Consider the following 23,445-nt stretch of genomic DNA (forward strand, 5'->3'; position numbering starts at 1 on the left):
AGATGATTCAGTTGGAAGAATGTATTGTATATAGAAATTTTAGAGAGCAAGACGTACTGCATAAGATGACAGATCTGATCAACACTTATATAGAAGAAAGGGAAGCGCTGGAGGAGCGGCGTGGAGTATTCTACGACTGCATGAATCAGCTGGTGGAAATGTCCGGGGCTTATGGATTTGCTGGGAATCTCTGGCACAATTACCTCACATTTCTGCTGGTAAACCATGAGAATGCATTTAGTATGGCATCAGAAATCGTTGGGCCAGTCCAAGGGAGTATCAACGAATTGGTACTGCAGGACTTTGCTGTATTTAAGAAGCTCTATGATTTTGATTTGGGAAAACTGGATGAGGCATTTGGTTCCTGCTGCTGTGGGAGCATCTGTAATTATGTAAATGTCAATGAAAACAGTAAAATGTTTAACAAACGAATCAGGGACCGCATCTGCAATCTCAGCGAAAAACTGAGCCGGGCGGCAACCACAGAAGAATTTATGGAGGATATGGTATCCTTCTACAAAGACTTTGGAGTAGGCAAGCTGGGGCTCCACAAGGCTTTCCGGCTGGAACATTCACCTGTGCGGGAAAAGGTGGATATAGTGCCTATTACCAACATTGCCCATGTGCATCTGGATGATCTGGTGGGATATGAGATCGCCAAGAAGAAACTCATTGATAATACAGAAGCATTTGTTTCAGGAAGAAAAGCCAATAACTGCCTGCTTTTTGGAGATGCGGGCACCGGAAAATCTTCCAGCGTCAAGGCTATACTAAACCAATATTATGACCGGGGGCTGCGTATCATAGAGGTTTATAAGCATCAGTTTCAGGATCTAAATGATGTGATTGCTCAGATTAAAAACAGAAACTATCGTTTTATCATATATATGGACGACTTATCCTTTGAAGAATTCGAGATAGAATACAAATACCTGAAAGCAGTGATTGAAGGCGGATTAGAGAAAAAACCAGAAAATATCCTAATCTACGCAACCTCAAACCGCCGCCACCTGGTGAGAGAAAAATTCAGCGACAAAGAAGAACGCAGAGACGATCTTCACGCTTCAGATACCGTACAGGAAAAACTCTCTCTGGTTTCCCGATTCGGAGTATCCATCTTCTTCTGCGCACCGGACAAAAAAGAATTCCAGAATATTGTCAGAACATTGGCAGAGCGGTACAAAGTGGAGATGCCGGAAGAAGAACTACTGCAGAAAGCCAACGCCTGGGAACTGCAGCACGGAGGACTGTCAGGGAGGACAGCACAGCAGTTTATTGATTACTTATTGGGCCAAAAGGGGACGTGTTCTTTTTAAAAGGAACACGTCCCAAATTCGATCAGGGGTGTCCCTTATTAGTAGATACGGAGATAAAATGTAAAATATAGGTAAAATCCCTGGCATTTTCAGACGATTAATAGTAAAATAATTAAAAATACACGAAATATTACAAGGGGGATGAGAGTATGGCTATTACAACATTTGCAGCCGTGGATATAGGCTCTTATGATATCAGCATGAAGATCTATGAGCTGTCCAAAAAATACGGAATGCATGAAATAGATGAAATCCGCAGTCCGCTTGAGCTGGGGAAAGATACGTATGTGACTGGAATGCTTAGTTTGGAGTCTCTGGATTCTCTCTGCACTGTCCTGAATGACTACAGACATATTATGGAGGGGTACAGAGTTGAGGATTATAAGGTTTGTGCCACCAGCTCTCTGCGGGAAGCGGAGAATATGTGGGTGATTCTGGAACAGATTTACAGAAGAACCGGGATGCATGTGGAAGTATTAAGCAATTCTGAGCAGCGGTTTCTGGGCTACAAGTCCATAGCCTCAAAGGAGAAGGATTTTACTGAGATTATTCAGAAGGGAACCGCTATTATAGAGGTGGGAGGAGGAAGCGTACAGGTTTCTCTTTTTGACAAAGACGCGCTGGTGACCACCCAGAATTTTAAACTGGGGAATCTGAGAATTCGTGAGAAGCTGCTTCCTGTGGAAAAGGAAACCATATATTACGAGCAGCTGGTAGAGGAATTGATTAACAATGAGATTCTCAGCTTTAAAAAGCTTCATCTGAAAGAACGGGAAATTAAAAATGTTATTCTGGTAGGTGATAATTTTACGGAGGTGCTTTTCCGTAAGGGGGAAAATGGCAACCTATGCTCCACGATTGACAAGGCAACGTTTATGAATGTCTATGATCGCGTGGTTCCCTATTCACCCGAGCAGGTGGCTGTGGAATTCTCCCTGCCCCTTGAGTATGCGTCACTTCTCATCCCCTCGATTATTATTTTTAAAACTTTTATTGAGCAGTTTGGTGCAGAAACCATGTGGATCCCCGGAACACAGCTTACAGACGGTATGGCTTATGAGTATGGTGAAAGCCATAAAATCATAAGAACCAATCATAATTTTGAAAATGATATTATTGAAGCGGCCAGAAATATTGCAAAGCGGTATGTAAGCAGCAAAGGCCACGTCCAGGTTATGACCAGGATCGGACTTGTCATATTCGACAGTATGAAAAAATATCATGGCATGGGGAAAAGAGAGCGCCTCCTGCTGCAGATTGCTATTATTCTACATGACTGCGGCAAATATATCAGTCTGAGCAATGTAGGGGAATGCTCTTACAATATTATTATGTCAACGGAGATTATCGGTCTGTCTCATGCAGAGCGGGAAGTGATTGCCAATGTGGTCCGTTTTAATACAGTTCCCTATGTGTATTACGGGGAGGATGGCATTTACCAGGAAATGAAACAGGAAAACTATATCCTGGTGGGAAAACTGACAGCTATCCTCAGAATGGCGAATGCTCTGGACAGAAGCCATCTTCAGAAGATAGAAACGCTTCATGCTTCTGTAAAAGAGAACCGGCTGATCCTGTCCATTGAGAGTCAGGCGGATTTTACCCTGGAAGAAGGTCTGCTGGCAGACAAGATAAACTTTTTTGAGGAGATTTATTTTATCAGGCCGGAATTGAGAAGAAAAAGGAGAAAATAGGAGGCATAAGATGGAAATAGTAAATTATACAAACCCTGAATATTTCTGGAACCGGGAGCTGAGCTGGATTGGATTTAACGAGAGGGTATTAAGCGAAGCAAAAGATAAATCCCTGCCTCTGTTTGAAAGACTGAAATTTCTAAGTATAACAGCGTCAAATCTGGATGAGTTTTTTATGATACGGGTGGCATCCTTAAAGGATATGGTACATGCCAAATATACGAAGCCGGATATTGCAGGTATGCCTCCAAAAGAGCAGTTAAAGGAGATCAGCAAAAGCACCCAGGAACTGGTTGCTGCCCAGTACAATACTTACAACCGTTCCCTGCTTCCGGCTCTGAAAAAATGCGGCCTGTCTCTCATTCGGGAGCATGAAGATCTGACAAAGCGTCAGTGTGCTTTTGCGGATCAATATTTTGAAGATAATGTTTATCCGGTACTGACCCCCATGGCCATGGACTCTGCCCGGCCATTTCCACTTATCAGAAACAAGACACTGAATATCGGAGCACTGATCTCTAAAAAGGATAAGAAGGGGAAAGACGAGCTGGAATTTGCAACTGTGCAGGTACCTTCAGTACTTCCCAGAATCATCCGGCTGCCGGAAGATGAAAAGGGGAATCAGGCAGTAATACTCCTGGAGGAAATTATTGAGCGGAATATCGGCAAACTCTTTTTGAATTTTGATGTTGTCTGCGCTTATCCTTACCGGATTATGAGAAATGCAGATTTGACCATCGACGAAGATGAGGCGGCGGATCTTTTGAAAGAAATTCAAAAGCAGCTGAAAAAACGCCAGTGGGGTGAGGTGATCCGCCTGGAAGTAGAAGACAAGATGGACGAACGCCTTCTGAAGATCCTAAAGGCAGAGTTTGCTATCAAAGATGAGGATATTTTTGCCATCAATGGGCCTCTGGACCTAACATTTCTTATGAAACTTTACGGAATGGATGGATTTGATGAATACAAGGCGCCAGGCTACAAACCTTGCCCGGTACCTGATATGCAGACAGATGAAGATATTTTCACACAAATACGAAGGAAGGATATCTTTCTCCATCATCCATATATGACGTTCAATCCTGTGGTGGATTTTGTGAGACAGGCTGCTAAGGATCCCGATGTACTGGCAATTAAACAGACATTATACAGAGTCAGCGGCAATTCCCCTATCATTGCTGCCCTGGCTCTTGCGGCTGAAAATGGGAAGCAGGTCACAGTTCTGGTAGAATTAAAGGCCAGATTTGACGAGGAAAATAATATCGAGTGGGCAAAAATGCTGGAGAAATCCGGCTGCCATGTAATCTATGGACTGTTGGGGCTGAAAACTCACAGCAAGATAACCCTGGTAGTGCGCAGGGAAGAGGCAGGGATCCGCAGATATGTCCATTTGGGAACCGGAAATTACAACGATACCACAGCTAAGCTGTATACAGACTGTGGAATTCTAACCTGTTCTGCCAGAATCGGAGAGGATGCCACCGCAGTATTTAACATGCTGTCAGGCTACTCTGAACCAAAGACTTGGAACAAATTGGTGGTTGCTCCTATCTGGATGAGGGACCGTTTCCTCCACCAGATAGAAATGGAGCGGGAAAACGCTGCAAATGGGCGCCCGGCGCATATCATAGCGAAGATGAACTCCCTGTGTGACAGGGATATTATAGCTGCCCTGTACGAAGCATCTGCTGCCGGCGTAAAAATTGATTTGATTATCCGGGGCATTTGCTGTCTGAAGACAGGAATCCCGGGGGTCAGCGAGAATATCACCGTCCGTTCCATTATAGGAACCTTTCTGGAACACAGCAGAATCTTTTACTTCTTCAGCAACGGCCAGGAAGAAATTTTTATGGGAAGCGCAGACTGGATGCCGAGAAATCTGGATAAACGAGTGGAGATTATCTTTCCTGTAGAGGACGAGAAAATTAAAGAAGAAATAAAACATATCCTGCAGATTCAGCTGGATGACAATGTGAAAGCTCATATCCTTCAGCCTGACGGTACTTATGAAAAAATAGATAAAAGGGGAAAAGTATTGGTAAATTCTCAGGATTATTTCTGCAGAGAAGCAGAAGAAAAGTCAAAAAGAACGGAAGAGATAGGGCATGATCATATCTTCATTCCGGCAGAGGCACCTGAAGTTTAAAACTTAATTGGGGACGTGTTCTTTCTAGAAAGAACACGTCCCCAATTAAGAGTGGCCTGTCCCTTTTAAGCTGAGACGAAAAGCCTTCTTACATTTTATAAAGGGCAACCTTTATAGTTTTTCACTACAAAACCGTAGGTTATGTAGCACTAATTATAGTATTACATGTTATCTACATTTTTGTGTATTCTTTATATATGTATTAAGTATACCGTCATATCAAATATCTTCAGAAAGTAGCAAATTATTAGTAATTCAACACTGAAGATTCAAGTTAATGGCGATACACCTGGCGTTTCAAGGATAATCTAGATTTCTATATTATAGTTATGAAAAATAAAAAGGATTCCTTTCAATTCCAGGAATCCTTTTTATGGCTTATTTAAACAGTTCGTAGGGGAATCGAACCCCTGTTTCCGCCGTGAGAGGGCGGCGTCTTAACCGCTTGACCAACGAACCATATCTCAACCGTGCTTGTATATAATATAACATTTCTTGAAAAAATGCAAGCTTTTTTGTATAATTATTTTAAAAAAAATTTTAAGGAGTAATTTCATGCCAGAATTTGTTGATTTACACGTTCATTCCACCTGCTCAGACGGCACCTATTCGCCTTCAGAGTTGGTACAATATGCAGCTCAGAAAGGGCTGAAAGCCTTTGCCCTTACAGATCATGATACCACCGACGGCATTCCCGAAGCCGTTGAAGAAGGCAGACACCTGGGTGTAAGAGTTATTCCGGGGATAGAACTATCTACAAATTATTGGGGAAAAGATATTCATATCGTAGGGCTTGGGATTGATATTGGAGACTATCATTTTCAAAACGAGCTGAAACGGTTTCAGAACTCCAGAGATATTCGTAATCTAAAAATGATTACCAAACTGCAAGAGGCAGGCATTGGAATTTCATACGATTCTATGAAGGCTGCTTTCTCAGATGCTGTTTGGACCAGGGCACACTTTGCACGTTATCTGCTGGATCACAAATACGTTCGTTCCATGCCTGAGGCATTTGATCGCTATCTGGGTGACTATGCCCCTTGCTTTGTTCCCAGAGAGAAGGTAACCCCTTTTCAGGCTATACACCTGATCCACCAGGGAAAAGGAGCGGCTGTTCTAGCCCACCCTCTCCTTTATCATCTATCGGATGCCAATCTGGAAAAATTGGTCACAGAGCTGAAACATGCAGGCCTGGATGCCCTGGAAGCTATTTATTCTACAAATAGATGGGTAGACGAGACGAATATGACACATCTGGCAAAACGTCATTGTCTGAAAATCTCAGGGGGTTCAGACTTCCATGGGAGCAATAAGCCGGATATTGACCTGGGGACAGGTAAGGGAAACCTAAAAATTCCCCTTGAGCTTTTAGAAAATATGCTAAATATTAAATTATAATGGAAAGTAAATTGATTTATTCTCTAATCTAAGATATAGTGATAAAGATAGAGGAAGGAGGTTTTCCATGGGACACGTACAGTCTTTTGACTATTTTATCCTGGCTATCCTTGTAATCCTGACCCTTATTATGCTGGCAGGAAAGGGAAGCTGGCTTTTAAGTATGGGGAAATCGGGCAAAGAAGCCATGAAGATCTATGATGAGAAAAAAGCAACCCGGTTAATGACCGTAATGGTGGTACTAATCACCATTGTTCAGGCTGCGTTTGTATTTCTGTCTGACAAGTTTACCGTGATTCGCATGATCTACGGTCCGGCCATTATTGTTGTTGCAATTGTCTGCCTTGTGGTCATGACGACTAAATGTAAAATAAAAAAATAAATTATAGGAGGATTTCAATGGAATTCGCAATCCTGGACAGCCTACAAAAGATACATACTCCCATGCTGGATACTATTATGACATCTGTAACAAAGCTGGGTAATTCAGGAATCATATGGATTCTAACAGGAATTGTACTCTTGTGTATTCCAAAATACAGAAAAGGCGGGGTACTTGTTATGCTGGCGCTGATTCTGAATCTGATCCTGGGGAACCTGATTCTTAAAAATCTGATTGCCAGGGAACGGCCCTGTTGGATTAAGGACGGAATTGAGCTTCTCATAGCAGTTCCCAGGGATTATTCCTTTCCCTCCGGGCACACCATGTCGGGGTTTGCTGCGGCAACCGCAATCTGGTTTACGGAGAAACGACTGGGAATAGCTGCCTTTCTTCTGGCCGCCCTGATTGGGTTCTCGCGCTTATACCTGTATGTGCATTTTCCCACAGATGTGCTGGCAGGCGCTGTTCTGGGGATTTTGGTAGGAATAGCGGCAAAAGGACTTCTGGGTATGAAAAAAATAAAACAAAACACGAAATGATTCGTTCTGCGGTGTAACATTTTATGTTATGCCGCATTTTTGTTAAAAATTTTACGAATCCGGGTCTGGTATTTTCCTGCCTTTTATGGCAAAATAGAAATGTTTGAAAATTATCAGGAAGAAGAGAAAGAACTATGGATTATGAAAAACTGCTGGATCGTATTCTGGAACTGGGGGCGCAGATGCTTATGGCCGGCGCAGAGATCAGCCGGGTAGAGGATTCTGTGACCAGAATCTGCAGCGCTTATGAGATGGAGAAGTCAGATGTGTTTTCCATAACCTCCTGTTTGATCGTCACCATTCATACCAAAGAGGGACGGATCCTGACGCAGGTCAGGCGGATTCTGGCTTATGATACAGACCTGGAGAGACTGGAGCGGTGCAACCGCCTATCCAGGGATATCTGCGAATATCATTTGAGCATTGAGGCGATCGATGAACGTCTGGAGCGGATCCGCAACAGCAAAACATATCCCGAATTTATTATGTGCCTGGCCTATGTAATGATATCCGCATGTTTTTCTGTGTTTTTTGGAGGCGACTGTATGGATGCAGTCGCTGCTGCAGTTACCGGACTTGTCATCCGCTGTATGGTAAAGCTGAATGAACGGGTGGGAATGAACCGAATCATTAAAAATATTATCTGTTCGGCAGCAGGGGGGCTGTGTGCCTGGATTCTGACCCGTATGGGGCTGGGGCATTCTATTGATAAGATTATTATCGGCAATATTATGCTGCTTGTGCCGGGAGTGGCCCTCACCAATGGGGTCAGGGATATGATACACGGAGATATTATCTCAGGAGGACTTCGCCTGCTGGAGGCTGTGCTGATTTCCGTTGCCCTGGCAGTCGGCTTTGCAATTGTATTAATTCCATTAGGAGCATAAATTATGAGCAAATATATCATACAGATTATTATGGCCGCATTTGGGTCCATGGGGTTTTCCATCTTTTTTAATATAAAACGTTCGAAGCTCATTCTGGTTACCATAGGAGGGGGCGCCACCTGGGCAGTCTTTCTGGCCGCCCAGCATTTCTCTCAGAGCGAAGTGGTGGGACTTCTTGCTGCCTCCGCCTTTGCTTCAGTGATGGCAGAGATATTTGCAAGGGTTTTGAAAACCCCTGTAATTACACTGCTGGTTCCCTTTTTGATCCCTCTGATCCCGGGAGGAAATCTCTACTACACGATGAACTTTTTTGTCAGAGGACAGGCTGATGAGTTCGGGCGCTATGCCAGATGGGTGCTGCAGGAAGCCGGATCCATTGCCATTGGGATTATTCTGATAACCTCAGTGATGCAGATAATCGGAAAAATTCAGAGGAAGCTTGAAAATAAATAAGGGAAAGGATTGTTAGTATGGCTAAGAAAAATACTTATGATGCGGACAGTATTTCCGTTTTGGAGGGACTGGAAGCGGTCCGAAAAAGACCGGGAATGTATATAGGAAGTGTTTCCAGGAAAGGTTTGAATCACCTCATTTATGAGATCGTGGACAATGCAGTGGACGAGCACCTGGCAGGCTTCTGCGATCATATTCGGGTGACCCTGGAGGCGGACGGATCCGCAACCGTGGAGGACAACGGAAGAGGAATTCCTGTGGGAATGCATGCCAAAGGGATGTCGGCTGAGCGTCTGGTATTTACAACACTTCATGCGGGAGGAAAATTCGACGATTCTGTCTACAAAACCAGCGGCGGACTCCACGGTGTGGGCTCATCGGTGGTTAACGCCCTGTCTACGTATCTGGATATAAAAATCAGCAGAGAGGGATACATCCACCATGACCATTATGAGAGAGGCATTCCTACGATAGAGCTGGAAGACGGCCTGCTGCCCAAGCTGGGAAGGACAAAGGCAACAGGGACCTGTGTGAATTTTCTTCCGGACCCGGAGATATTTGAAAAAACGAACTTTTCTTCTACTGAGGTAAAAAGCCGCCTTCACGAAACTGCCTATCTCAATCCCAAACTGACTATAGTATTTGAGGATAAGCGCAGAGAGGAAACGGAGACAGTAACTTACCATGAACCGGATGGCATTGTAGGCTTTATCAAGGATTTAAATCAAAAGGAAGAGGTTATCCATGAGCCCGTCTACTTTACCGGGGAGTCTGAGGGGATTACTGTGGAGGTGGCCTTTCAGTTCGTCAATGGATTTCATGAAAATGTTCTGGGCTTCTGCAACAATATTTACAATGCGGAAGGGGGGACCCATCTTACCGGTTTTAAGACTACCTTTACCACAGTGATGAATACGTACGCCCGTGAGCTGGGGATTCTGAAAGAAAAAGATCCGAACTTTACAGGGGCAGATATCAGAAATGGGATGACCGCTGTTGTCTCCATCAAACATCCGTCGCCCAGATTTGAGGGACAGACAAAGACCAAACTAGACAACCAGGATGCTGCAAAAGCCGCCGGAAAGGTGACTGGCGAAGAGATCGTACATTACTTTGACCGGAACCTGGAAACCCTGAAAAATGTTCTGGCCTGTGCGGAGAAGTCAGCCAAAATCCGAAAAACAGAAGAGAGGGCAAAAACAAATCTTCTGACAAGACAAAAATATTCCTTTGACTCCAACGGCAAGCTGGCAAACTGTGAGAAAAAAGATCCCGGTATCTGTGAGATCTTCATAGTGGAGGGAGACTCAGCGGGAGGGTCCGCAAAGACAGCCAGGGACAGAAGTTTTCAGGCGATTCTGCCCATTCGGGGAAAGATCCTGAATGTAGAAAAGGCTACCATTGATAAGGTCCTGGCCAACGCGGAGATCAAAACCATGATCAATGCCTTTGGCTGCGGATTCTCAGAGGGTTACGGCAATGATTTCGATATTACAAAGCTCCGCTATGACAAGATAATTATTATGGCGGATGCGGATGTGGATGGTGCCCATATTTCCACGCTGCTGCTCACCTTGTTCTATCGGTTTATGCCGGAGCTCATCTATGAAGGGCACGTGTATATTGCTATGCCTCCTCTCTATAAGGCCATGCCTGCCAGGGGAAAAGAAGAATACCTGTATGACGACAAGGCCCTGGAGCGGTATCGGAAGAAGCACAAAGGTTCCTTCCACCTACAGAGATACAAGGGACTGGGAGAGATGGATGCCCAGCAGCTCTGGGAGACAACCCTGAATCCTGAGACCAGGATGCTCCGGAGGGTGGAAATTGAGGATGCCCGTATGGCCTCCCAGGTAACTGAGGTACTCATGGGCACAGACGTACCGCCCAGAAAAGCATTTATCTATGAGCACGCCCGTGATGCACAGCTGGATATATAGGAGGAGTAGAAAATGCAGGATAATATCATTAGAACCGAATATTCTGAGATTATGCAGAAATCATATATCGATTATGCCATGAGTGTTATTATAGCCCGTGCACTCCCCGATGTCAGGGACGGGCTGAAACCGGTGCAGAGGCGTACTCTCTACGACATGTACGAACTTGGGATTCGTTACGATCGCCCCTACCGGAAATGCGCCCGTATTGTGGGAGACACCATGGGTAAATACCATCCCCACGGTGACAGCTCTATCTACGAGGCTTTGGTGGTGATGGCTCAGGAATTCAAAAAGGGGCTGCCCCTGGTAGACGGCCATGGCAATTTTGGATCTATTGAGGGGGATGGCGCCGCAGCCATGCGTTATACAGAGGCCAGGCTGGAAAAGATTACACAGGAAGTATACCTTCAGGATATGGACAAAGATGTGGTGGATTTTGTACCCAACTTTGATGAGACTGAGAAAGAACCTGCCGTGCTTCCCGTGCGGATCCCCAATCTTCTGGTGAACGGAGCGGACGGGATTGCCGTGGGCATGGCTACCAGTATCCCTCCCCACAATCTGGGGGAGGTGCTTGACGGTGTGATTGCCTACATGAAGGACAACAGAATCACCACGGAAGGTCTCATGAAATATATCAAGGGACCAGATTTCCCCACAGGCGGAATTGTAGTAAATAAGGATGAGCTTCTCCAAATCTATGAGACAGGAAGCGGCAAGATCCGTATCCGAGGCAAAGTGGAGATTGAAAAGGGTAAAGCCGGAAAGATACTCCTTGTGATCTCTGAGATTCCTTATACCATGATTGGCGCCAATATCGGTAAATTTTTAAACGATGTGGCGTCTTTGGTAGAGACAAAGAAAACTACGGATATAGTAGACATCTCCAACCAGTCATCAAAGGAAGGCATCCGTATCGTCATTGAGCTGAGAAAAGGCGCAGATGCGGAAAACCTTATGAATATGCTCTATAAAAAGACACGGCTGGAAGATACCTTTGGAGCAAATATGCTGGCAGTGGCCGATGGCCGGCCGGAGATTTTAAGCCTCAGGCAGATCATAGAATACCATGTGGATTTTCAGTTTGAGGTGGCCACCAGAAAGTATCAGACACTGCTGGCAAAGGAACAGGAGAAAAAAGAAGTTCAGGAAGGCCTGATGAAGGCATGCGACGTCATTGACCTGATTATTGAGATATTGAGGGGCAGCAAAAATCAGAAGCAGGTAAAAGACTGTCTGATTCAGGGAATAACAGAGGGGATCCGCTTTAAGAGCAAAACCAGCGAGCGGGCAGCTAAAAAGCTGGCATTCACAGAGCGCCAGGCCACGGCTATTCTGGAGATGCGCCTGTATAAGTTAATCGGCCTGGAGATAGAGGCTCTCCTGAAAGAGCATGAGATCACACTTGCCAATATAGCGAAATATGAGGATATCTTAAATAACTATGATTCAATGGCCAATGTGATAATAAAGGAACTGACTGCCGTGAAAAAAGAGTACGGCAGACCCAGAAGAACCGCTGTCGAAAATGCCGCAGAGGCAGTTTATGAGGAAAAGAAGATTGAGGAGACAGAAGTAGTCTTTCTGATGGACCGTTTCGGATATACAAAGACCATAGACAAGGCAACTTATGAGAGAAATAAGGAAACCGCTGACGGTGAGAGTAAATATCTGTTTACTTGTATGAATACGGATAAAGTGTGTATTTTTACAGACAAAGGAAGGATGCACACAGTTAAGGTACAGGAGGTTCCCTACGGGAGATTCCGGGATAAGGGGACTCCTATTGATAATCTGAGCAATTATGACAGCACCCAGGAGCGGATTCTCTATGCGGGAAGCCTGGAGTCTGTAAAAGCTTCCAGCCTTCTGTTTGTAACAAAGACCGGTATGCTTAAGCAGGTGGCCGGGGAGGAATTTGATGTATCTAAGCGTACCATTGCAGCTACAAAGCTCTCCGGGGAGGATGAACTTCTGTTTGTGGGTGTGTCAGATCCCATGGAATATGTGGTGCTCCAGTCTGTGAACGGATATTTTCTGAAATTTCTCAAGGAGGAAGTTCCTTATAAGAAGAAAACAGCCATTGGAGTACGGGGAATACGTCTGGGAGAAAAGGACGCGCTGGAAGAGGCATATCTTCTGGAAAATCGGAGCGAGTATACGATAGTATATAAGGATAAAGAGGTAACGCTTAATAAACTGAAGCTGGCGAAAAGAGATACAAAAGGCACAAAGATAAGAGTCTAGCCGACCGTGTATCCATTGGAATCTTACCAAATTTTCTAAGATGCTTGATTTTTCTGGGAATTAGTGCTAATATTAATAAGATATAAATAATACTACAGTATAAGAGTGGGCTTGCGAGTCCACTCTTATCGCGTGTAAGGGAATATCCGGAAAGCGTGGTGAGAACATGAGTAAAAAAGAAGTGTATGAACAAAAAGCAGAGAGCATTCTTCTCCCAATTGTTGCGTCCCATGGATTTGAACTGGTGGATGTAGAGTATGTCAAAGAAGGAAGCAACTGGTATCTGAGGGCTTATATAGACAAAGAAGGGGGCATAACGGTAGATGACTGTGAGGTGGTAAGCCGTGCGTTCAGCGATAAATTGGATGAAGAAGACTTTATTGAGGAAGCATATATTATGGAAGTCAGCTCTCCGGGGCTTGGGAGACCGCTGAAGAAAGAAAAAGACTACGCCAGAAGTATGGGAAAAGAGCTGGAAATACGCACCTACCGTGCGATTCAAAAGGAGAAAGAATTCTATGGAGTTCTGAAAGCATACGATGACAATAGTGTAACTATTTCCAGAGAAGACGGAACGGAGATGGTGTTTCAGAAGGCTGATATCGCTTTGATACGATTGGCATTCGATTTTTAATATTTAGGAGGAAGAAGTAACATGAATACAGAATTATTAGAGGCACTGGAGATTCTGGAAAAAGAGAAATCAATCAGTAAGGATACTCTTTTGGAAGCAATTGAGCAGTCTTTGATTCAGGCATGTAAGAATCATTTCGGCAAAGCAGATAATGTAAAAGTAAACATTAATCCGGAGACCTGCGACTTTGGGGTATATGCAGAAAAGACCGTGGTGGAAGAGGTCGAGGATCCCATCGTGGAGATCAGTCTGGCCAATGCCAAGATGATTGATTCCAAATATGAAGTCGGAGATATCGTTAATATAGAGATTAAATCGAAGGAGTTTGGAAGAATCGCCACTCAGAATGCCAAAAACGTCATTCTTCAGAAGATCCGTGAAGAAGAGCGCAAAGTAATTTATAACCAGTACTATGGCAAGGAAAAGGATGTGGTAACGGGTATTGTTCAGAGAAATCTTGGCAAAAATTATAGTATTAATCTTGGCAAAGCAGATGCTATCCTTACGGAAAATGAGCAGGTAAAGGGTGAGGTTTTTCGTCCTACAGAGCGTATTAAGCTGTATATTCTGGAGGTAAAGGATACCCCGAAGGGGCCTAAGATCTTAGTTTCCCGGACACATCCAGAATTGGTTAAGCGTTTGTTTGAATCAGAAGTGACCGAGGTAAAAGACGGAACAGTGGAGATAAAAAGCATCGCCAGGGAGGCAGGATCCAGAACCAAAATCGCGGTATGGTCCAACGACCCGGACGTTGACCCGGTGGGCGCCTGTGTTGGTATGAACGGAGCGAGAGTGAATGCCATCGTAGAGGAACTCAGAGGAGAGAAGATTGATATTATTAACTGGAGTGACAATCCCGCGATATTGATTGAAAATGCCCTCAGTCCCGCAAAGGTGATTTCAGTAATGGCGGATCCTGATGAGAAAACGGCACAGGTTGTAGTGCCTGATTATCAGCTTTCTCTTGCAATCGGAAAAGAGGGACAGAATGCAAGGCTTGCGGCAAGACTGACAGGCTTTAAAATTGATATAAAGAGTGAGACCCAGGCCAGAGAGGCCGGTGACTTTGATTACTATGAAGAAGAGTATGAAGAGGACTACGGGGACGGCGAAGAATATTATCCGGATGAGAATGAATATACGGAAGAAGCTGAGCCTTACTATAATGAGCCGGAAGACGTTGAAGAGTAGGAAGTGAGAGTTATGGGCACCGTTCGAAAAGTACCTATGCGCAAGTGCATTGGGTGTGGTGAGATGAAAAGTAAGAAAGAAATGCTGCGCATCTTAAAGACAACAGAGGATGAGATTGTGCTGGACACGACTGGCAAGAAAAACGGAAGAGGTGCATACCTTTGTTTTTCCAGAGACTGTCTGGAGAAAGCCCAAAAAAATAAAGGGCTGGAACGCTCATTAAAGATGGGAATTCCAAAAGATGTGTATGAAAGCTTGAAAAAGGAGTTAGAAGTTATTGATAAATCATAAAGTACTATCTCTGATAGGATTGGCAATGAAAGCCGGCAAAGTTGTGAGCGGAGAATTTTCTACGGAAAAAGCTGTGAAAACAGGAACTGCTTTTTTGGTTGTGGTCGCGGAGTCAGCCTCCGGGAATACCAAAAAGAAATTCGGAAATTCCTGCTCTTACTACCAGGTTCCACTGTATTTCCTGGGAGAAAAGGAAGAACTGGGCAGGGCGATTGGAAAAGAATTCCGGGCTTCCCTGGCAGTAACCGATGAAAATTTTGCTAAGGCAATCGAAAAGCAACTGGAAATGAATTCGTAATAGAAAAGGAGGTAGTAAGTATGTCAAAAATTAGAGTACATGAACTTGCTAAAGAACTAGATAAAACAAACAAGGAGGTATTAGATTTTCTGAAAGAGAAAAATATAGAAGTCAAAAGCCATATGAGCAGTCTGGAAGACGATCATGTGAAGGCAGTGAAAGAGCATTTTGAAAAGCCCAAAAAGAAATCCAATATTATTCAGGTGTTCCGTCCTCAGAACGCCAGCAATGGAGGGGACAGACGAGGCAAAGGCCCTCAGCGTTCCAGTCAGAGCCGCCCGTACCAGGGCCGTCCTCAGACAGAACACCCGGTACACAGTGACACTGAGAAACCTGTTCAAAATACACCAGCAAGCCAGGGGGACAGCACTCCCAGGCCAACAGAGAGTAATGTAAAAGCTATGAGTGAAAATAGTTCAAGACCAGTGAATAACAATCAGCGGCCGGCTAATAATAGTCAGAGAAGCACCGGCGGCAATCAGAGAACCGGAAGCAGTCAGAGAAGCGGCGGAGGTTATCAGAGAACCCAGGGAGGCCAGAGGCCGGCGGGAGGATACCAGAGAAATAATGACGGCCAGAGAAACGGTGACGGCCAGAGGGGGACCGGAAATTATCAGAGACCTCAGGGGGGCCAGAGACCGACAGGAGGCTATCAGAGAAATAATGACGGCCAGAGACCAGCGGGAAGCTACCAGAGAAATAATGACGGCCAGAGACCAGCGGGAGGCTATCAGAGAAATAATGACGGCCAGAGACCAGCGGGAGGCTATCAGAGAAGCAATGACGGCCAGAGACAAGGCGGGGGCTACCAGAGAAGCAATGACGGCCAGAGACCAGCCGGAGGCTATCAAAGAAGCAATGACGGCCAGAGACAAGGTGGAGGCTACAGAAGCAATGACGGCCAGAGACCGGGCGGAGGTTACAGAAGCAATGACGGTCAGAGACCCGCGGGGAGAACCAATGATTTCCGGAAAAATGGTCCGGATACAAGAAACAAACCAACAGATTCAAAAATTGAGATCGTTGACAAAGACAGCCGTAAGCTGAACAGAGATAATAAGAAAAAGGATGTCAAGAGAGAAGAGTACAAAAACCAGGGCAGTGGCGGAAAGCGGCCGAACCAGGGGGGAAGAAGACCGAATCAGAGGCTTCCGAAAGCTCTTCAGAGACCGAATCCTCAGCCGAAACAGGAAGAAAAGAAGGAAGAAATCAAGGAGATTACCCTTCCGGAAAAGATGACAATCCGGGAGCTGGCTGAAAAGATGAAGATGCAGCCGTCTGTAATCGTTAAGAAGTTATTCCTGGAAGGAATCCTGGTTACGGTTAATCATGAGATTGACTTTGAGAAGGCACAGGAGATCGCATTAAGCTATGATATTATAGCAGAACCGGAAGAGAAAATCGATGTCATCGAGGAACTGCTCAGAGAGGAAGAGGAGGATAACAGCCTGCTTGTATCCAGACCGCCTGTTGTCTGTGTTATGGGGCATGTAGACCACGGCAAGACCTCTCTTCTGGACGCTATTCGTAATACACATGTAACAGACAAAGAAGCCGGAGGAATCACCCAGCATATCGGCGCCTATGTAGTAAGTATCAACGGACAGAAGATTACCTTCCTGGATACTCCGGGACATGAGGCATTTACTGCCATGAGAATGCGCGGTGCCAACGCTACTGATATTGCAATTCTGGTAGTCGCCGCAGATGACGGTGTTATGCCCCAGACGGTGGAGGCCATTAATCATGCAAAGGCTGCCGGCACAGAGATAATTGTAGCTGTCAATAAGATTGATAAGCCAAGTGCCAATGTAGAAAAGGTAAAACAGGAATTATCTGAATATGAGCTGATTCCCGAGGATTGGGGCGGCAGCACGATCTTTGTGCCTGTATCCGCCCATTCCGGAGACGGAATTGATGAACTTCTGGAAATGATTCTTCTCACTGCAGAGGTGGGAGAACTGAAAGCCAATCCAAAGAGAAAAGCCAGAGGCCTTGTTATTGAGGCAGAGCTGGATAAAGGTAAGGGCCCTGTGGCAACGATTCTGGTCCAGAAAGGCACTCTGCAGGTGGGAGATTTTATCGCCGCAGGTTCCTGCTCCGGTAAAGTGCGCGCCATGATGGATGACAAGGGAAGACGGGTAAAAGAAGCAGGTCCTTCCACACCCGTAGAGATTCTGGGACTTTCCGATGTGCCCAATGCAGGAGAGATTCTCGTCGCTCTTGACAACGACAAAGAGGCAAAACAATTTGCTGAGACCTTTGTGTCAGAAGGTAAGAATAAACTTCTGGAGGATACCAAAGCAAAAATGTCTCTGGACGATTTATTTACACAGATTAAAGCAGGTAATTTAAAGGAGCTTCCGATTGTTGTAAAAGCAGACGTACAGGGTTCTGTGGAGGCAGTAAAACAGAGTCTTGTAAAGCTGTCTAATGAAGAAGTAATTGTCAAGGTGATCCATGGGGGCGTAGGCGCTATCAATGAATCAGACGTTACCCTGGCCTCTGCCTCTAATGCGATTATTATCGGATTTAATGTCCGTCCTGATGCTACTGCAAAAGCGATTGCAGAACAGGAAGGGGTGGATCTGCGCCTGTACCGCGTCATTTATCAGGCCATTGAGGATGTGGAAGCAGCTATGAACGGCATGCTGGATCCGGTATATGAGGAGAAAGTCATCGGCCACGGCGAAGTCCGCCAGACCTTCAAGGCTTCCGGCATCGGTACTATTGCAGGATCCTATGTCCTGGACGGTATCTTCCAGAGAGGCTGCAAAGTGCGTATTACCCGTGAAGATGAGCAGATCTTCGAGGGACCGCTGGCATCTCTGAAGCGTTTCAAGGACGATGTGAAGGAAGTAAAAGCCGGGTACGAGTGCGGCTTGGTATTCCAGGACTTCAATGACGTAAAAGAAGAAGATAAGGTAGAAGCCTATATTATGGTAGAAGTTCCTCGCTAGAATCCAGGGGGCTGCCTGCGGCTGTACCTGAAAAGACAGAAAGTGAGAATAGATATGAGAAAAAACAGTATAAAGAATACAAGGATTAATGGGGAAGTTCAAAGAGAACTGGCCAATCTAATCCGGGGGGATCTGAAAGATCCCCGTATTCATCCGCTGACATCAGTAACCGCTGTTGAGGTGGCGCCGGATCTGAAAACCTGTAAGGCCTACATCAGTGTTATGGGGGATGACAAGGCAAAGGAAGATACTCTGGCAGGTTTAAAGAGTGCAGAAGGCTTTCTGAAAAATCAGCTGGCCAAAAATATTAATCTGCGCAATACCCCCCAAATCCGATTTGTGCTGGACACCTCCATTGAATACGGTGTTAATATGTCAAAATTGATTCAGGAAGTAAACAATCAGGATTTCGAACAGAAGGAAGATGATAAGAATGATTAAACTGGCTTCGCAGCTGGAAGGTATCCGGACGGTGGCCATAGCAGGCCATGTACGTCCGGACGGAGACTGCGTGGGCTCCTGCATGGGGCTTTACCTGTACCTGAAAGAGAATTATCCTTCCCTTGAGACGGACGTATATCTGGAAGAGCCTAAAGAAGGGTTTTCCTATATCCGGGATTTGGACCAGATACAGACCATCTGCCGGGAGGAACAAACGTATGATCTGTTTATCACTCTGGACGCCAGCGCCCCAGACCGCATTGGCGTTGCGTTTTCCTGTTTTGAACATGCAGAAAAACGTCTTTGCATCGATCACCACATCAGCAATCCGGGGTTTGGCGACATAAACGTAATTGTCCCCGACAGCAGCTCCTCCTGCGAGGTGCTGTTTGAAATGCTGGAGGAAGAAAAAATTTCAACCGACTGTGCAGCGGCTCTTTATACGGGGATTGTCCATGATACAGGCGTTTTCCAGTATTCCTGCACCTCCTCCAGAACCATGACCATAGCAGGGATTCTCATGGATAAAGGGATAGACTTCAGCCATATTGTAGATGAGTCTTTTTACACAAAGAGTTATGTGCAGAATCAGGTACTGGGCCGGTGTCTCATGGAGAGCATTCTTGTGCTGGACGGCAAATGCATTGTGGGTGTTGTCAATGAAAAGGACATGGAATTCTACGGTATCCAGGCAAAAGAGCTGGACGGCATTGTGAGCCAGCTGCGTGTAACCCGGGGCGTTGAGGCGGCGGTTTTTATGTACCAGACTTCGGCCCAGGAGTATAAAGTAAGCCTGCGTTCCAACGGGGCGGTGGATGTTAGTGCAATTGCCTCGTACTTTGGGGGAGGAGGCCATGTAAAAGCAGCAGGATGCACCCTGCAGGGAAGCTCCTATGATGTGATCAATAATCTTACGCTCCACATAGAAAAACAGCTGAGAGAGAAGGAAATACTTTCATGAACGGAGTACTTAACGTTTATAAAGAAAAGGGCTATACCTCCCACGATGTGGTGGCAAAACTGAGAGGAATTCTGAAACAGAAAAAAATAGGCCATACAGGGACACTGGATCCGGATGCCGTAGGTGTCCTGCCGGTATGTCTCGGAAAAGCTACAAAGCTCTGCGACATGCTTACAGAGAAAGATAAATCTTATGAGACGGTGCTGCTGCTCGGCACGGTCACAGATACCCAGGATACTTCCGGCAGGATTCTGGAAGAATCCCCGGTTACTGTTACGGAAGAGGAGGTAAGAGACTGTATCCGCGGATTTGTGGGAGAGCAGATGCAGATCCCTCCCATGTATTCTGCCCTGAAGGTAAATGGAAAGAAACTGTACGAGCTGGCTCGGGAGGGCATAGAAGTGGAGCGAAGGGCGAGGAAGGTCTCTTTTTACAGTATTGATGTGACGGAGCTGTGCCTTCCCAGGGTAAAGCTGTCAGTTACATGTTCCAAGGGAACTTACATACGGACACTCTGCCACGATATCGGACAGAAATTAGGATGCGGTGGCTGTATGGAACAGCTGACACGCACCCGTGTGGAACGTTTCAGGATACAGGAAAGCCTTACTTTGGACGAGATTCGGCAGCGGAAGGAAAACGGCATTCTGGAACAGGATGTTCTGCCTATAGAGGAAATGTTTTCTGAATATCCCCGGATCTGTGGAAGTCCCAGCATGGATAAGGCGCTGCACAATGGAAATTCTTTTTCCTGTCCGGGCCAAATGATACCTATAAAGGATTCATGGGTCCGGGTATATGACAGCCAGGGTATGTTTATTGGCATATACCAGTATCAGGAGGAACGCCGGCGGTATATGCTGGTTAAGATGTTTAAGGAGGAGACATGATCAGTACAACAGTTGTGCCCCAGTTCGAGGAAGGACAGAAGAGTGTGATTACACTGGGAAAGTTCGATGGTCTGCACAGAGGTCATCAGAAGCTGATTCACAGGGTGCTTGAGATTGGAAAAGATGGCTATCAGACAGTCATCTTTACTTTTGATGTCTCTCCTCTTGTAAAACTGGGAAAATCCAATCTGAAATCTCTTCTGACCAATGAGGAGCGGGCGGAAATGATAGAGGAGCTGGGGGTGGACTATCTTGTGGAGTGCCCCTTCACCGATGAAGTCATACACATGGAGGCTGAAAACTTTATAAAGGAATTTCTTGTGAACCGTCTGCATGCCGCCTGCATAGTCGTGGGGACAGATTTCCGCTTTGGACATGAACGGCGGGGGGATGTGCGTATGCTGGAGGACATGGCCGGTAAGTATGGCTATACCGTGGAGATAATCGAAAAGGAAAGATACGAAGACAGAGAGATCAGCAGTACATACATCAGAGAGGAACTGGAAAAAGGGAATATGGAGACGGTATCTCAGCTTCTTGGATATACGTTTTTTACCAAAGGAGAGATCGTCCGGGGAAGACAGCTGGGAAGAACCATCGGGATTCCCACTACCAATATCATCCCTTCCACGAAGAAAAAATTTCCGCCCAACGGCGTCTATGTGACAAAATCCATCATAGACGGGAACGTTTATCAGGGGATTACTAATGTGGGATACAAACCCACGGTAAAAGAAAATTTTCTGGGAGTGGAAACGTATCTCTTTGACTGCGACGAGGATTTATACGGAAAAGAGTCTGAGGTCTTATTTTTTCATTTTCTTCGGCATGAAAAAAAATTCGGGTCTATGGAACTTCTGAAGGAGCAGCTCCTGCAGGATAATGAAAAGGGCAGGGAATATTTTCGTTTGGGATATGGACAAATTAAAAATTTTATCTTATAGTAGAAGTGCTGCGTTAAAAAGATGTTAAATTTTCATCTTGAAAGCAGGCGTTTGTGCCTGGTATGGCGCATGTTACGCAGGGGTACGCTAAGGCGTTCCTGAATCAATCCAGACATATTTTTTACTAAGGAGATACTATGAATTTAGGAATTATTATGACGTTAGTTGGCGGTCTAGGTTTGTTTTTGTACGGCATGAAGCTTATGAGCGACGGTCTGGAAAAAGCAGCCGGTGCCAAGATGAGGAGTATCCTGGAATTCTTTACTAAGAATCGATTTATCGGCATGATGGTAGGTATTCTGTTTACGGCCATCGTCCAGTCCTCCAGCGCTACCACAGTAATGGTGGTAAGCTTTGTAAACTCCGGACTTATGTCACTGCTGCAGGCAGCGGGAGTTATCATGGGTGCCAATATCGGTACTACAGTTACCTCACAGTTAATTGCGTTTAATCTCTCTGAAATAGCGCCGCTTTTTGTTATGGCAGGTGTTATTATGGTGATGTTCTGCGAAAAAAACTCTGTGAAAAAGGCAGGGGAGGTTGTCCTTGGATTTGGTATTCTTTTTGTGGGTCTGTCAACCATGTCCGGAGCTATGTCTACATTAAAAGAATCCCCGCAGATTGTGGACATGCTTGCCTCTTTGAAGAACCACTATGTGGCGATCCTGGTAGGATTTGTAATTACCGCAATTCTCCAGAGCTCTTCCGCTACGGTAGGTATTGTTCTTCTTCTGGCCACCCAGGGGCTTTTGAAGCTTCCTATTTGCTTTTTCATCATCCTTGGATGCAATATGGGGTCCTGTGTATCTGCACTGCTTGCCAGCCTGGGCGGCAAGAAAGATGCCAAACGGGCAGCATGGATTCACTTTTTGTTTAATATTGTAGGTTCCGCCATTATCCTGGTGTTCCTGACAGTTGCACTGGAGCCGATTACCGGAATTATTCAGAGGCTTTCCGGCGACAGCGTGGCCCGGCAGGTGGCGAATGCCCATACGTTAATTAAAGTCTGTGAAGTTATCATACTGTTCCCGTTTATCCAGTGGATTGTAAAGCTTACGTACCTGATCGTTCCCGGGGACGACAAGAAAAAAGGGGAAGAAGAGTTCGAATTGGTTTATATTGGGGACAAAGCAGTGTTTTCTCCCACAACAGCGGTGGTTGAAGCAACCAGAGAACTGGAACGTATGGGAAATATGGCAATTACGAATCTTACCAGGGCAATGAACTGTCTGGTCACTCTGGATGAGGAGGAGCTGAAAAAGGTATATTCTATGGAAAAGAATATAGACTTTTTAAACCATGCAATCACGGATTATCTCGTGAAAATTAACCAGACCACACTTCCGATTGACGATGCAAAAAGTATCGGAGGATTATTTCACGTAGTCAATGATATTGAGCGTATCGGGGATCACGCCGAGAACGTGGCAGATGCCTGCAGGACAAGGATGGAAGAGAAAGTCAGTTTCAGTAAAGAAGCGCAGGCAGAGCTGTCCGGTATGCTGGATGCCGTGATAAAAATCACAACGTATTCCCTGGATATGTTTTCCAACAACAACCGGATCCATATGCAGGAGATCCTGGAGCTGGAAGATAACATTGACAAAATGGAGCGGGAGCTTCAGCAGAATCATGTACAGCGTCTCACCAGAGGGGAATGTACACCCAACGCGGGAATGCTCTACTCAGATATTGTATCCGGCCTGGAAAGGGTGGCAGATCACGCTACCAATATTGCCTTTTCTATCCTGGAGGAGGATCCGGAGGAAGACATGAAAGGTGCTGTTCAGGCATAAATATTGAAAACCCGGCATATACTTACCATAT

General features: G+C 45.5%; 20 protein-coding genes and 1 tRNA gene. 20 read left to right on the forward strand and 1 reads right to left on the reverse strand.

All coding sequences use genetic code 11. From position 1 onward, the window contains the following. The first annotated feature begins 2 nt into the window (after window positions 1–2). The 3 genes from GKG41_RS07860 to GKG41_RS07870 all read left to right on the forward strand — a co-directional run bounded on the left by GKG41_RS07860 (window position 3) and on the right by GKG41_RS07870 (window position 5,156). Window positions 3–1,316, forward strand: a complete 1,314-nt coding sequence (locus tag GKG41_RS07860) for an ATP-binding protein (protein WP_154257983.1) — start codon at window positions 3–5, stop codon at window positions 1,314–1,316. A 149-nt stretch (window positions 1,317–1,465) separates the two neighbouring features. After that, a complete protein-coding gene (locus tag GKG41_RS07865; RefSeq protein WP_154257984.1) occupies window positions 1,466–3,010 on the forward strand; it encodes an exopolyphosphatase in 1,545 nt (514 codons plus the stop codon). A 10-nt stretch (window positions 3,011–3,020) separates the two neighbouring features. After that, complete coding sequence (locus GKG41_RS07870) at window positions 3,021–5,156, forward strand: RNA degradosome polyphosphate kinase (protein WP_154257985.1); 2,136 nt, start codon at window positions 3,021–3,023, stop codon at window positions 5,154–5,156. Between the two features lie 387 nt (window positions 5,157–5,543). Here GKG41_RS07870 and GKG41_RS07875 read toward each other — a convergent pair. Continuing rightward, window positions 5,544–5,615, reverse strand: a tRNA-Glu gene (locus GKG41_RS07875). 96 nt (window positions 5,616–5,711) lie between these two features. Here GKG41_RS07875 and GKG41_RS07880 point away from each other — a divergent pair. From GKG41_RS07880 to GKG41_RS07960, 17 genes are all read left to right on the forward strand, one after another. Continuing rightward, a complete protein-coding gene (locus GKG41_RS07880) occupies window positions 5,712–6,557 on the forward strand; it encodes a PHP domain-containing protein (RefSeq protein WP_154257986.1) in 846 nt (281 codons plus the stop codon). Between the two features lie 67 nt (window positions 6,558–6,624). Then, window positions 6,625–6,939, forward strand: a complete 315-nt coding sequence (locus tag GKG41_RS07885) for a DUF3784 domain-containing protein (protein WP_154257987.1) — start codon at window positions 6,625–6,627, stop codon at window positions 6,937–6,939. A gap of 17 nt (window positions 6,940–6,956) precedes the next feature. After that, window positions 6,957–7,478: a phosphatase PAP2 family protein gene (locus tag GKG41_RS07890; RefSeq protein ID WP_154257988.1), complete on the forward strand. Its 522-nt coding sequence runs from the start codon at window positions 6,957–6,959 to the stop codon at window positions 7,476–7,478. 134 nt (window positions 7,479–7,612) lie between these two features. Then, a complete protein-coding gene (locus tag GKG41_RS07895; protein ID WP_154257989.1) occupies window positions 7,613–8,365 on the forward strand; it encodes a threonine/serine exporter family protein in 753 nt (250 codons plus the stop codon). 3 nt (window positions 8,366–8,368) lie between these two features. Next, window positions 8,369–8,818, forward strand: a complete 450-nt coding sequence (locus tag GKG41_RS07900) for a threonine/serine exporter family protein (protein WP_154257990.1) — start codon at window positions 8,369–8,371, stop codon at window positions 8,816–8,818. 17 nt (window positions 8,819–8,835) lie between these two features. After that, window positions 8,836–10,758, forward strand: coding sequence for a DNA gyrase subunit B (locus tag GKG41_RS07905; RefSeq protein ID WP_154257991.1), 1,923 nt, complete (start codon window positions 8,836–8,838; stop codon window positions 10,756–10,758). Between the two features lie 12 nt (window positions 10,759–10,770). Further along, entirely contained in the window at window positions 10,771–13,008 is a 2,238-nt protein-coding gene (locus GKG41_RS07910; protein WP_154257992.1) for a DNA topoisomerase (ATP-hydrolyzing), read from the forward strand. 166 nt (window positions 13,009–13,174) lie between these two features. Continuing rightward, window positions 13,175–13,642 carry a ribosome maturation factor RimP gene (gene rimP, locus GKG41_RS07915; RefSeq protein WP_154257993.1) on the forward strand — a complete coding sequence of 156 codons (468 nt, stop codon included), beginning with the start codon at window positions 13,175–13,177 and terminating at the stop codon, window positions 13,640–13,642. Between the two features lie 21 nt (window positions 13,643–13,663). Further along, window positions 13,664–14,833: a transcription termination factor NusA gene (gene nusA / locus GKG41_RS07920; protein ID WP_154257994.1), complete on the forward strand. Its 1,170-nt coding sequence runs from the start codon at window positions 13,664–13,666 to the stop codon at window positions 14,831–14,833. A 12-nt stretch (window positions 14,834–14,845) separates the two neighbouring features. Further along, window positions 14,846–15,124, forward strand: coding sequence for a YlxR family protein (locus GKG41_RS07925; RefSeq protein WP_154257995.1), 279 nt, complete (start codon window positions 14,846–14,848; stop codon window positions 15,122–15,124). Next, window positions 15,111–15,422, forward strand: coding sequence for a ribosomal L7Ae/L30e/S12e/Gadd45 family protein (locus GKG41_RS07930; RefSeq protein ID WP_072850142.1), 312 nt, complete (start codon window positions 15,111–15,113; stop codon window positions 15,420–15,422). The genes GKG41_RS07925 and GKG41_RS07930 overlap by 14 nt, the downstream gene beginning before the upstream one ends. Window positions 15,423–15,442: 20 nt before the next feature. Then, window positions 15,443–18,382: a translation initiation factor IF-2 gene (gene infB / locus GKG41_RS07935; RefSeq protein ID WP_154257996.1), complete on the forward strand. Its 2,940-nt coding sequence runs from the start codon at window positions 15,443–15,445 to the stop codon at window positions 18,380–18,382. Window positions 18,383–18,436: 54 nt separating this feature from the next. Then, window positions 18,437–18,823 (forward strand): 30S ribosome-binding factor RbfA, encoded by a 387-nt coding sequence (rbfA, locus tag GKG41_RS07940; RefSeq protein WP_154257997.1) that lies wholly within the window; start codon window positions 18,437–18,439, stop codon window positions 18,821–18,823. Further along, window positions 18,816–19,784 carry a bifunctional oligoribonuclease/PAP phosphatase NrnA gene (locus tag GKG41_RS07945; RefSeq protein ID WP_154257998.1) on the forward strand — a complete coding sequence of 323 codons (969 nt, stop codon included), beginning with the start codon at window positions 18,816–18,818 and terminating at the stop codon, window positions 19,782–19,784. Before rbfA ends, GKG41_RS07945 begins: the two co-directional genes overlap by 8 nt. Further along, window positions 19,781–20,674, forward strand: a complete 894-nt coding sequence (gene truB, locus GKG41_RS07950) for a tRNA pseudouridine(55) synthase TruB (protein WP_154257999.1) — start codon at window positions 19,781–19,783, stop codon at window positions 20,672–20,674. Before GKG41_RS07945 ends, truB begins: the two co-directional genes overlap by 4 nt. Next, a complete protein-coding gene (locus GKG41_RS07955) occupies window positions 20,671–21,618 on the forward strand; it encodes a bifunctional riboflavin kinase/FAD synthetase (RefSeq protein ID WP_154258000.1) in 948 nt (315 codons plus the stop codon). The genes truB and GKG41_RS07955 overlap by 4 nt, the downstream gene beginning before the upstream one ends. A gap of 137 nt (window positions 21,619–21,755) precedes the next feature. Then, window positions 21,756–23,414, forward strand: a complete 1,659-nt coding sequence (locus GKG41_RS07960) for a Na/Pi cotransporter family protein (RefSeq protein ID WP_154258001.1) — start codon at window positions 21,756–21,758, stop codon at window positions 23,412–23,414. Window positions 23,415–23,445 lie beyond the last annotated feature (31 nt).

It is taken from the genome of Lactonifactor sp. BIOML-A5 (assembly GCF_009677585.1).
Taxonomy (GTDB): domain Bacteria; phylum Bacillota; class Clostridia; order Lachnospirales; family Lachnospiraceae; genus Lactonifactor.